Raw genomic sequence first — 11,188 nt, 5'->3', positions numbered from 1 at the left:
CGTGTGCTCTTCCGATCTATCTCTTTTTAGAATATCTCATTGTTAATTACTCCTGTTCATTTAAGAATTCTTCTTCAAGCTCTTCGCTGGATTTCAGTTCATAGCTTGTTTCAAAGGTTTCGGCTTTTTCAATCCAAGATACATCAAAGCTCTCAAGCTGAATTGAGGCAACATCATCTCGAACCTCGCCGTGTTGGTATATTCCTCCGTTACCGTCGGCTGTCAGGTCAACATTGGGATGCTTTAATATATCGTACTTCAAGTCCTTTACGGGACGTTCACCTCTGATAAAGAGGATTGCATAGTCGTTATCGAGCAATCTGACTTCATCGGGAGTCATCAGCTCTCTGCCGACAATCTGATAATTCGTTGAATAATTACCGCTGTGTCCGGTACTCTTGCCATAGGTGTTGGTGTCAATCGTTTCCTTGCCGAGCATTTCGGACACATATTTGTGTGTGCTTTGCTCGTTGCCGCCGAGATACAGAAACTCATCGCAGTTGCCGACGATACTTTCCCATTGCTTTTCAAACAGCGCCTTGAGCTGCGCCAAGTTCTGCAAGATGATACTGACCGATACGCCGCGCGAGCGCATTGTAGCAAGGTCTTTATCAAAATCGTCAGGCAGCGAAACATTCGCAAATTCGTCCATCAGAAAATGGACGGGAACAGGCAAAGCTCCTTTGTAAACAAAGTCTGCATCGTGGAAAAGCTGCTGAAACAACTGCGTATAGAGAATGGATACCAAGAAATTGAAGCTTGAATCATTGTCGGGAATAAGCGCAAACAAAGCTGTCCTTTTCTGTCCCAACAATGATAAATCCATCTCGTCGGTTGCGGTCAGCGCGGCTACGCTGTCCAGATTGAATTTTTCAAGCCTTGCGATCAGCGTGATCTGAATGGATTTCAAGGTTTTAGCCGAGCCTGAGTGATAGCCCTTGTAATACTTGACCGCGATGTGTTCGGGATTACGGCATTCAAGCCGATGAAACAGAATATCAAGCGGCGTATCGTCGTTGCTTTCTTCGTCCTCAATCGCGCCTGCTCTGAGCATTTCCATTACCATCGGGAAATTCTGTTCTTCAACAGGCGCTTCGTGATGAAGATAACACATCAAGGCGGTCAACAGCATTGAAGCGGATGTGTCCCAAAAGGGATCGTTGCTCTGCGAGCCTTTCGGCGTAGTGGCTTTGAAAAGATTAGTGACCAGCTTTTGAATATCGTTATCGTTCTGGATATACACGAACGGATTGTAGCAATGACTGCGCTCCATATTGAGCAAGTCAAGCACTCGGATTTCATAGCCCTCTGCTTCAAGCAAATTGCCTGTATCTCTCAGAATTTCTCCTTTAGGATCGAGGATAACAAAGGACGTATTGCATTGCATTAGGTTAGGCTTGCAGTAAAACCGCGTTTTGCCTGCGCCGGAGCCGCCGCATACAAGTGTGTTAAGATTACGTCTGTGCTTCTTGGCGTTTAGTCCGATCCGAACATTCTGCGTCATCAGCTTATTCTTGAAGTCGTTTCGCTGACGGTACTTCTTGTTGATCTTCTCGGCTTCGCCCCATTTAGCGGAGCCGTGTTCTTCGCCGCGGCGATAGTTCCTCCGTGTTGAAAGATAGATACCGATACCCACAAAATAGACGGCAAGAAAAATGAGGACAGTTTTTAGGCTGTCCTCACACAACTTGATATTCAACGGATTCTCAAAGGCTTTCGATAAAGAGGATAACATCTCTACAAGTCCGCCCTTTGCGAAAGGCGCGACACACAGCGCAATCCAAACAACAGGGACGATACCTATTACCGATAAAATCAGAACGGTCTTTTTATCGTTACCTCGCATCATCTACGCTCTTTTCAACTACCTTGAGCTTTTTCTGCGGCGCGTGACCGACCTTTACAATCAGATCGTCCACCGCGTCGGTGGTGATGCCGTTCTCTATCAGCTCCGTTTTCAGCGTATTCAGAGAACGAATGATGATACTATGCTCGTCATCGTCGAGGTAGAGATGATAATGAGGCTCTTTCACGGAAAGCACCTCCGATTATCTCTCACGGTCTTTTGTGCGCTCCTGCTTCTGACGATAAAGCTCATCGGAAACGCGGGTAGCAATCTCGCCCAAAGCGGAACGCATCTGTGACAATTCGGAACGGACAGCTTTCGCGTCCATATCCTTCCAGTCGGCGGGAATACGGTTGACCGCAAAGCTCTTGGTTTCAACACCGAGCTTCTTGCATACCATATAACCGACGCAGACAGCCTTGAATCCCATATCTCTGCGACTGTAGCTGTCGCTCTGAATGGAAAGCTGAGCAAACGCAAGCTCCTGTGCAATGTTTTGTACCAGCTTAACGCTGTCATCAAAGCCGCGCTGGATATAGAGGGTTTGATCCTCGTTCTTGTAGAACGCGCCCATGCCCGGCTGCGGCATTTCGTCGATCAACTCAACATTGACGGGCGAGGTATCAACCATCACGGCGATAATATCATCCGTGTCACGGTTGAGTGTAGGCGCAGGCTGCTTTTTGCCGTTGGTCTGCGACACATCAAACATTTTCTTCACATTATAGGAGATACCCTGTGAGCCGTCGCTTTTGGTGTACTCCACAGGCTCCAGAATGGAAATGCTCTTTGCGCCTTTCTTCACGCGGACATTGTCCTCGCCCCAGCCTGCAAAATCCTTGAGCCGTGTTGCTTCGGGAAGCTGGCTGTAAATTAGCAGGGCGTTAGCGGACGAATACTTGTCCATACGCGCCTGCACATCGAGGAACGCCTTGAGCTTGTCGGGATTCTCGGAAATCTCCTCGGCTGTGCTGTCAATCAACTGATAAACAGATTCTTTTTCGAGCTGTTTTTTCTCCGCCCATTCCTGCGGACTGAGCTGCTCGCGCCGGGTGTTCTGCTGACGATTATTTCTTTTGGCAATAAAATCCTTTGTCATAAGGAATTATCTCTCCTTTGATTTTTTCTTTTTTGGTTTAGGCTGTTTATGCTTAGTCTGACCGTTTTTTGTCGGAGTTTTTTTCTCCGCTTTCTTTTCGGGAACCTTGCGATCTGCTCCTTTGCTCTTGTCCGACTGAGCCTTTATACGTTCAAGTTCCTCCCGAACGGAAGGCTTATCAGGCTGTTTTGCTTTACCCTTATCAGAGCGCGTTGATTTCCGATCTGAGGAACGCCTTGACGGAGGGCTTTTGTCCGTTTTGGCTGCATTGGGGTTTGAATGGCTGCGTGTTTCCTTGTTCTTTTTCCCAACGGTTTCTTCAACGATAAGCTGTCCTTTTGTCTTGACGGGGCGTTCGATCTCGGCTTCTTTTCTGTCGGCTATATCCTTCTCTGCCTCAGATACAATAGATGCCTTATCCACCTTACCAAGTTCAAAGCGGTCAACGATACGCTGGATTTTGGATGCGTCCTCGGCACGGGCGATAATATCTACAGGGGAATTATCGGACTTGCTGTTCCTATCCCTGAGAACATTGTAAAGAACGCCGTACCGTTTAGCCTGCTGCACAAACTTTTTCAAGTCCTTCTGCGGAATGGAAAAAACCTTTAGCTCCTTGCCGGACTTGATCATATTGGTAAGTCGAGCCTTGCCTTTGGTTTTGTGTTCCTGCTTCAAGACAGAAATGAGTAACAGCGCGATTTCTTTTGCCGCCGAGCCGGACAGCTTCGCCGCGACTTCAAAGCCTTCGAGCGATAGTCTGACAACCTGTTCGGCAGCATCACCGCCATTGGTCATAACTGCGCGCCTCCTTTCCTTGTGTTTTTTCTTCCTCTGCAATGACTTGTTCAAGGTTATGCCGGATTTCATCCGACCTCTCCAAAACGTCATCGCACAGGCGAAGTTCCTTGCGGAGCTTCCATAATTTATCAGTAAGAGAAGAAATCTTTGCCTTGATTTCGGGACGCTTAGCTTCAAAAGCCTTCATCCTCCGTTGCCTATAAAGCTGCGCTCTATCCTCGGTCAAGGTTTTTATTTCGTTCTCGACTGAACCTTTATATATAACAAGCTGCTCAACAGATTGAATGTTCTCTCTGCCAAGCAGCGTTGTTTCTGCGGTCAGCTTATCCAGCTTCATCAAATCTTCTCTTAGCAGATAATGAAGCCGAGCCGTATTCTGTTTTATCTTGTATTTCGGCAAATAGCCGAGGCGGTAACAGTAGTAGAGATACATACCGTATAAACCGCCGCGCTTTTTGATCCTATCCTCCCGTGTAGGCAAGTGATACTGACGAATGACGACCGTCTGCGGATGAAACGGTTTCAAGTCAAGGCGGCTGCTGTTTTCAAGAAGTCTTTGACGGATAGCGGCGTTGGAATAGTTCTCACCGAGATTGATAAGTCGGATAGGCTTCTTTCTGCCGACTGGCGTGACCGTCCAATACTTGCGGCTTTCGCTGAGCTGATACTGATAGCCGAGCTTTTGGAGGTTCTTTTCAAACTCCTTCAAGCTGCCGCTATGCTCAATCGCCGTGTCAATCGCTTCACGAAGTAAAGAATAGCGCGTAGGCATACCGGCTTTTTCTTTCTCAGTAATATGATAATCGGTCAACACATTTCTTTTCGGATTTGGATTGTAATACAAGCCGTGTTCCTGACATATCTCATCGGCGATATGGCGAAACTTAAACCAAGAGGTATCCTGACAGCGTTTACCGTCAACAAAGGAAATGGAATTCAGCACAAAATGGCAATGTAGGTGCTGTGTATTCAGATGTGTAGTCACTAACACCTGAAAGCGTTTGCCCCAAACTCTTTGTGCAAACTCCATACCAATCGCCTGCGCCTGATCTGGCGTAATATCCTGTTCCTTGAAGCTGAGATAGCCGTGATAGGCTTGAATACCATCGGTCTTTCCGAACCTCTCCTTTACTTCTATAAACTGTTGGCGCGCAATCGCCGGATTACAATTGATGCCCTGAACAAAAAACTGCTGTTCGGTTTTCTCCTCGTCCTTTGCGTAGGACAGCACATCGGCAAGAGCCTGATATTGCTCATCGGAAAACTTCGGATTGAAAGTCTTATTTGGATTAGCAGCATAATCTAATACTTTCCAAAGATTATCCCGTACCGTCCATAATTTACTTATCGCCAAACAGATCACTCTTTTCGGGACACAGAAATTCTTTCTCTACCGCAAGCTGAAACTGATTCCATTTCTGCATTTCCTTTTGCAGAATCGGCGTGTCTATAAAATTCAGCGAATAGGCTTTAGCAAGAAGTTTGTTAAGGTTGTTGCCGAGCATAATGAGCTGGTGCAAAAACTCCTCGACCTTTTCGTCGGGCTTTTGCTTTGGGACAAAACCGTTTATCAGAAATCGTGTCAGCGCCGCCTCTGTCAGACAGGTCGCTTTGGCTTTCTTTTTCAGCTCAGCGTCCTCGTCCGGCGTTAGCCAATACTGCTTCTTTACCGTTCTTCGCATTGTGTATCACCTTCCTTTATTCGGGGTATTAGGGGAGCGCCCCCTAACAAGCGTATTTTTACGGGTAGGAGTAAAAATACACTGCTTGCTAAGAATTAACATTTACTATACAAGATGTGATTTATCGAGCGTCTGAACGCTCCTTCGGTTTGATTTGATGGACTTTTATCTCGCCGTTCTGACGGTAAAATCTTTCGGGATATTTGAATTTTTCGGAGTATTTTTTCTCTAAATCCTTCGTCAAACTCTGGTATTTTTCAGAATCGACGGGAGCTTTTACGATGAAGAAATCGCCGACAATCACATCGGCAATCTCCTTTTCGGAAGATACCAAAACACATTTTTCTACCTTCCAACCATCAGCTCCGCCGTGTTCCTCCGCCATATACTTATCGAGATTGACACGCTGATCGGTTCCGTCAAGGCACGAACCGAAGATAGATAAGCCGAGATGTTTGCTCCAATAAGCCTTGTTGTCGCTGCTCACTACATACGTTCTCGACTGCTCTGAATACTCTTTTTTGAAACTGTCGGCTGTAAAAGTGATATGAGCTGTAAGATGCTTTCTAACGCTCTCAGCCTCCATAAAAATCCGTTTCAGCTCTGCGTAAGACGGTATTTCTGTTTCAGCCTTTTCAGCGTAGATCGCTCTGTTTGGCGGCAATCCCTTGAGTTTTCCTTCCTCGTTTACGATAATGGCGACTTCATCATCGAACGGCATATATTCCTCGATATAGCCGCCGACAAGCTCCTGCATCGCGTCAAGAGTATCAGGAATCTCGACCATTCTCGAAGCTTTGCCGGGCTGAATCAAAAGCACGGATAGCTTTTCTGTTGCGGTCAAGTCCTTGCACAGCGAGCTGTCAAAGTCGATTTTCTGAAAGCCGATATTGTCACAGAAATAGAATCCTTTTTTGTCACCGTCCGTTATTTCTACGACATCGGAAACAGAAAGTGATCTCCCTGTGTAGCCTGCGGGATGGTCGGTGTTAAACATACGGTACACAGCTTCAAGATTATTGCAGTCAACATCGCCGCTGAAAATCTTATCATATATACCGCTGTTCAGCGTATCTACTCCCGTCAATTCTTTGATTTCATCAAGCCCGAAAAAGCAAATCCGCTTTCTGTCCCTTGATGTGTCAATCTGATAAATGTTGATATTCATTCGCGTTCACCTCTGTTTATTGGTGGTTTGTTTCGTTGGATCTTCCTCTCCAAACAAAGAAAGTCGTTGAAATCCTTACCGCGCGGCGGTGGAAAATCAACGACGTTATACTTGCCTTGCAGCAGTATTTTTATTGCTTCGGCAGCCAATACACCTGTTCGGTCATTATCAAAATGGGTAATGATTTTGGTTGTATCGGGGTGTTCTTCAAGATACTTCTGAAGCGCAACAGGAACCTTGCTCTCATATATATTCTTTGCAGGCGAATACACTCCGGCAAGAGAAACAAGGTTTGTTTTCGTGTAGTCATAACCTCTCATTTTGAGCAAAGTCGCATAAGAAAGCAAGTCAATCGGACACTCAAAGATGTGGACGGTTTTGCTTTGACCGTCCGCTATTTTGAATGAAAAATGCTTGTCGCTGCCAGTGCAATCGCCTAATATTCTCTTATCATTTGCCGCGCGGAATGAAGCGTATCTCGGTTTATTATCCTTATCAAAACCGACAAATACAACATTATGGTACGGTAAACTTTCAAAGATTAAGCCGTGATTGATACAGCTTTTTATAATGCTTTCATCAATCCCTCTACCGCAAAGGTACGAAGTTATAGCGGTAGTAGTTGCGCTTTTCGGCGGTAACAGCAAAACTTTCGGCGCAGGATTTGTGGGCTTCACATAGGTGGGCGGCGTCGCCGCGCACCTACCTATGATTGTTTCAACCGCCTTGATAAAGGGCATATTTTCTACTTTGACAAGGTAATCGAGGGCTGTGTAGCCCCCGATTCCTCTCGACCACCACATCCATTTTCCGTTGGAAATTTTAAGGCTGTCGTGGCTTTTTGTCGTGTAGGTGTCCGCCGAAAACTTAACAAGCTCCTGTGGTTCGTAGTTCTGCAAATAAGTCAGCAAATCCATTTTTCTCGCTTCAAGAATATCGTCTGAACTGACATACGGCATACGATCACCTGCTGTCCCTGCTCTTGGCTTTCAGCTCTCTTACCGCCGATTCAATACGGTTATCTATCGTATCTCTGAGCAAATCCATATAGGATAAATCGTTGTGAAGCCACTCCTGATAGAGCGCGTCAAGCGGCTTATCGAGCTTATACAAAGCCTTTGCTTCGGTCTGTGTGAAGTTGGTATACTCAAAAATAGAGAGTAAATCATCCTTAATAACCTTCTCATAGCTTGCTTCAATAATCTGTTCGGGCGGCTTGGTTTTGAGTTCGTCAATGAAGTCATCGTGTTCCTGTGCGAGCTTTCCGTAAAGCAGTTTATTATAATCTTTAGCCATAATCACACCTCCTATCGGCAGTCGCGGTCACGGTTTTTCGTTGGCTGTTCGCCCTCATCAGGTTCACCGCCAACAATTTCATTTTCGCGCTTATCTACATTCAGCAGGGCGTTAAGCTCATTCAAGCGAGCCATTTTCTGTTTCAATTCTTCCTCTTGGGCAAAGGGCTTTTCGACCTCAACCTTTGCTGTTTCAAGCTGTGTTTTGGTGTTTTCAAGGTCAGCCTTCGCCTGATTCAGACGGGTTTCAAGATTGTCTATGGCGTTATCAATTCGAGTAATATTACCGTAAACATCTGTGCCGAGGGAAACAGAATGAGTAAAATGCCCTTTAAGTTTTACCTCATATTCGCGCGTAAAGGTGTCGAACGCAAGCTCCATTTTGAAGCCGCGATACTCTCCGAGAGGCGTAGGCTCCGGTGTGGTTTTTGCCTTGCAGGATTCGATAAGCACCTGTCCTGCTTCTGCTTTTTCGGTAAAGTTAAATCCGTTGATAACCATACCGACAAACTTTCCTGCTACCTCTTTTGGATGGACTTTTGCCGTTTCAAGGTCTTTTGTCAGACCTTCAACGCTCGCCGTCAGACGCGCGATTTCCTGCGGATAGTATTTAAGAATTCTATCCTCCAGCGCGTACTTTTCAGAGAGATAGTTGGATTTATAAAGTTTGAGTTTTTGGACTTGAATATCCAAATCCATCTTCTCTTTGATATGGGGATTGCCCGTAGCAAGCATTTTAATCTCGGCATACGATAACGCTGTTTCGTCTATATCCTCGGCAGAACGGACAGGAGATTTCGATGTCATAATTTGTGACGCGAATTTCTGCTTACCCTCAACAAGCTGATAAAGGTAGCTGTCAAAGGTCTGCTCCGTAACATATCGGTAGATATGAACGTCGCTGTTTTCATTACCCTGACGGATAATTCTGCCTGACCGCTGCTCCAGATCAGAAGGTCGCCAAGGGCAATCTATATCGTGCAAGGCTATCAGTTTATTCTGAACATTCGTGCCTGCTCCCATCTTCTGAGTAGAACCAAGCAGCACTCTGACCTCGCCGCGCCGCACCTTTTTGAAAAGCTCCTGCTTCTGTACCTCAGTGTTCGCTTCGTGTATGAAGCGGATCTCGCTCTCCGGTACGCCGCGCTCAATGAGCTTTCTGCGAATATCGGTATAGACAGAAAATTCCGCATCCGGCTTCGGCGTTGAGAGGTCGCAGAACACAAGCTGTGCTGACTTCTTATCTGCGTTATCCTGCCATATTTGGAAGATATTATCCACACAGGCGTTGACCTTGCTGCCATCAAAATCAGGCAACATCGGATTGAGCATACGCTGGTCGAGCGCGAGCTTGCGTCCGTCGTTGGTGATTTTCAGCATATTATCGACGCTCGCGTCCACCATTCCGTTGCGTATCTTTTCGGCTCGTTTTCCAAGCTCCTCAACCATATCCTTTTGGAAATCGGACGGCTTGACAGCTACATTGTGATAGTGCGCTTCGGGCGTAGGGAGATTGAGCATATCGGCTGTCTGAATATCGGCAACCTCTTTGAACATCGCCATCAGCTCAGGAAGATTATAAAACTTTGCAAATCTCGTCTTTGCACGATAGCCTGTTCCTTCGGGGCAGTGTTTGTCAAGATGTTTTCTGTAACTTTTCTAAATCAAATTTATCCGAAAAGAAACCGCCTGCAATCTCGTGTCTGCACATATCCTTAAAGACCTTTTCAATCGGTTTTTGGGCAGTTTCCGATTGCTTTACGCACACAATAAAGGTTGTATTTCCAATTCGTACCGAATAACTTGAATTTCTATTCTCCATATCGTTTTGCTCCTTTCAAAAAAATAAAGGACACCCGTTTCCAAGTGTCCCGATTACCAGCCGAAGAAAAATATTCCTCCGATACACCTCAACATATCAACAAGTCATTAAGTCGTGAGTATAATCGAAGCGGTTATCTTTCCCAACCACGCTTGTTTTTTCGTGCCTTGATACGCTCCTGCCTTTCTTTTTCTCTCGCTTCTTTTTCGGCTCGTTCCTGTGCTTCCTTAAAAGAAAAAAGTTGCTTCACTTTCTCGGTAAAAAGTTTAGCAACCTCTGGAAAATGCTCCAACGCTTCGAGAAAAGGTCTGCACTTTTCTTTCAGTTCGTTGTATTTTGTTTTCATTCTTTCCAATACGTTTGCACTGTCATAATACTTCTGTCGGTAATAACTGGCACTCTGCTCCAAGTTTTTGATTTCTCCACGACTTGTAATGCCCTCTTTAGCAAGGGCAGTAAGTTGGGAATAATCCTCTTTGGATATTGCCATTTTGCCTGTAATTGTTTTCTGCCCCATACTGTCAATCTCGCTTAAAGTTTTAGAGATATGACGGGCAGGCTCATATTTCACTTGCTCTTTCTGAATACGCTTTTGCAGTTTTTCCAAACGCTCTTTATCCTGCTTGATTTGATATTGCAGGGAAGTAAGGTGTTCCGCTGTGCTTCCGTATTCGCCACGCTGAAAGCCTTTGAACCCTCGCTCCGTCATATAGGCAAACAATTCGTCTTGCAGTATGCTGTACGAAGCTCTGAACATCGGCTTTCCGTTCTTTCTAAGCAACGGATTTCCTTTTTCATCGGTCAGCGGAATATCGGACTTCCATTTCTTTGAATGGCTTATCTGATTTACTACTTCCTTAACAGTTCCTCGAAGTTCAGGGTCTTTACAACGCTTGCTCCATAGGATTTCTTTTTCAACCACAGGCAAGACCATAGCGTGTAAATGGTAATGATATACCTCTTTTCCCAAGTCCTCAGTTGCCGCTAAATTGATTTCATCAGCGTGCATTACCGCCGATATAACATTGTCAGCACCGAATTTTTCCTCGATGAAATGATAGGCTTCTTCATAAAACTGCTTCGCATATTCATAGCCACCGTTACGCTCGAAGTACATCGTATTCACATCAATCACTATCTCGTTAAAGAGTGTTGCGTCTTTTCTCAACCCACGAAGCGACACTAAACCCTCTGTTTCCATCTGCTTTAATTGTTCCATATAGGTCGGTGCGTTCGGCTCTTTGAAATGCACATTAAAGGGTATTCGTTCCTCAATCACATTCATATTTTCGTAGGTTTCATTCTTGCGTTCGTTGTGTCTTTCTGCCTTGCTTACATCAGAAGCGGTATATTTTTTTACCCTTGCACAACTCATATCCGCCTTATTGTTTTTCGCCATTTTCGTTCTCCTTTCTCGGCAGGGCGAAGCCATTACACAACATTCTCTGAATGTGTGTAACCCACTATGACACTTT

At 45.5% G+C, this 11,188-nt stretch carries 11 protein-coding genes and 1 pseudogene; all 12 read right to left on the bottom strand.

The features are described from left to right. Positions 1–46 precede the first annotated feature (46 nt). On the bottom strand, positions 47–1,849 hold the full coding sequence (locus JKK62_RS00990; RefSeq protein WP_201426562.1) for a VirD4-like conjugal transfer protein, CD1115 family: 1,803 nt from the start codon (positions 1,847–1,849) through the stop codon (positions 47–49). Then, positions 1,836–2,033, bottom strand: a complete 198-nt coding sequence (locus JKK62_RS00985; protein ID WP_201426561.1) for a hypothetical protein — start codon at positions 2,031–2,033, stop codon at positions 1,836–1,838. Before JKK62_RS00985 ends, JKK62_RS00990 begins: the two co-directional genes overlap by 14 nt. 15 nt (positions 2,034–2,048) lie before the next feature. Further along, on the bottom strand, positions 2,049–2,945 hold the full coding sequence (locus tag JKK62_RS00980; RefSeq protein WP_201426560.1) for an ArdC-like ssDNA-binding domain-containing protein: 897 nt from the start codon (positions 2,943–2,945) through the stop codon (positions 2,049–2,051). A gap of 6 nt (positions 2,946–2,951) precedes the next feature. Continuing rightward, a complete protein-coding gene (locus JKK62_RS00975) occupies positions 2,952–3,743 on the bottom strand; it encodes a PcfB family protein (protein WP_201426559.1) in 792 nt (263 codons plus the stop codon). After that, positions 3,727–5,109, bottom strand: coding sequence for a relaxase/mobilization nuclease domain-containing protein (locus tag JKK62_RS00970; protein WP_366502790.1), 1,383 nt, complete (start codon positions 5,107–5,109; stop codon positions 3,727–3,729). Before JKK62_RS00970 ends, JKK62_RS00975 begins: the two co-directional genes overlap by 17 nt. Continuing rightward, positions 5,087–5,428: a plasmid mobilization protein gene (locus JKK62_RS00965; RefSeq protein WP_186833668.1), complete on the bottom strand. Its 342-nt coding sequence runs from the start codon at positions 5,426–5,428 to the stop codon at positions 5,087–5,089. Before JKK62_RS00965 ends, JKK62_RS00970 begins: the two co-directional genes overlap by 23 nt. A gap of 121 nt (positions 5,429–5,549) precedes the next feature. Continuing rightward, on the bottom strand, positions 5,550–6,596 hold the full coding sequence (locus JKK62_RS00960) for a DUF3846 domain-containing protein (protein WP_186833669.1): 1,047 nt from the start codon (positions 6,594–6,596) through the stop codon (positions 5,550–5,552). Further along, positions 6,593–7,555, bottom strand: a complete 963-nt coding sequence (locus JKK62_RS00955; protein ID WP_201426557.1) for a DUF3991 and TOPRIM domain-containing protein — start codon at positions 7,553–7,555, stop codon at positions 6,593–6,595. Before JKK62_RS00955 ends, JKK62_RS00960 begins: the two co-directional genes overlap by 4 nt. Positions 7,556–7,559: 4 nt before the next feature. After that, complete coding sequence (locus JKK62_RS00950; protein ID WP_186833671.1) at positions 7,560–7,892, bottom strand: DUF3848 domain-containing protein; 333 nt, start codon at positions 7,890–7,892, stop codon at positions 7,560–7,562. A gap of 11 nt (positions 7,893–7,903) precedes the next feature. Then, positions 7,904–9,517 (bottom strand): annotated as a pseudogene (locus tag JKK62_RS00945) (helicase-related protein); the annotation flags it as partial. A 10-nt stretch (positions 9,518–9,527) separates the two neighbouring features. Beyond that, a complete protein-coding gene (locus JKK62_RS00940; protein ID WP_186833673.1) occupies positions 9,528–9,713 on the bottom strand; it encodes a transposon-encoded TnpW family protein in 186 nt (61 codons plus the stop codon). Between the two features lie 133 nt (positions 9,714–9,846). Next, entirely contained in the window at positions 9,847–11,112 is a 1,266-nt protein-coding gene (locus tag JKK62_RS00935; RefSeq protein ID WP_186833674.1) for a plasmid recombination protein, read from the bottom strand. Positions 11,113–11,188 lie beyond the last annotated feature (76 nt).

This window comes from Ruminococcus difficilis (genome assembly GCF_016680995.1).
The sequence above is the reverse complement of the archived record's forward strand: the minus strand, read 5'-3'. Positions and strand labels throughout refer to the sequence as shown.

Excerpts from the sequence above, each read along its gene's own strand:
- JKK62_RS00940 (WP_186833673.1), bottom strand. The coding sequence starts at position 9,713 with ATGGAGAATAGAAATTCAAGTTATTCGGTACGAATTGGAAATACAACC.
- JKK62_RS00960 (WP_186833669.1), bottom strand. The coding sequence starts at position 6,596 with ATGAATATCAACATTTATCAGATTGACACATCAAGGGACAGAAAGCGG.
- JKK62_RS00955 (WP_201426557.1), bottom strand. The coding sequence starts at position 7,555 with ATGCCGTATGTCAGTTCAGACGATATTCTTGAAGCGAGAAAAATGGAT.
- JKK62_RS00980 (WP_201426560.1), bottom strand. The coding sequence starts at position 2,945 with ATGACAAAGGATTTTATTGCCAAAAGAAATAATCGTCAGCAGAACACC.
- JKK62_RS00975 (WP_201426559.1), bottom strand. The coding sequence starts at position 3,743 with ATGACCAATGGCGGTGATGCTGCCGAACAGGTTGTCAGACTATCGCTC.
- JKK62_RS00990 (WP_201426562.1), bottom strand. The coding sequence starts at position 1,849 with ATGATGCGAGGTAACGATAAAAAGACCGTTCTGATTTTATCGGTAATA.
- JKK62_RS00965 (WP_186833668.1), bottom strand. The coding sequence starts at position 5,428 with ATGCGAAGAACGGTAAAGAAGCAGTATTGGCTAACGCCGGACGAGGAC.
- JKK62_RS00950 (WP_186833671.1), bottom strand. The coding sequence starts at position 7,892 with ATGGCTAAAGATTATAATAAACTGCTTTACGGAAAGCTCGCACAGGAA.
- JKK62_RS00935 (WP_186833674.1), bottom strand. The coding sequence starts at position 11,112 with ATGGCGAAAAACAATAAGGCGGATATGAGTTGTGCAAGGGTAAAAAAA.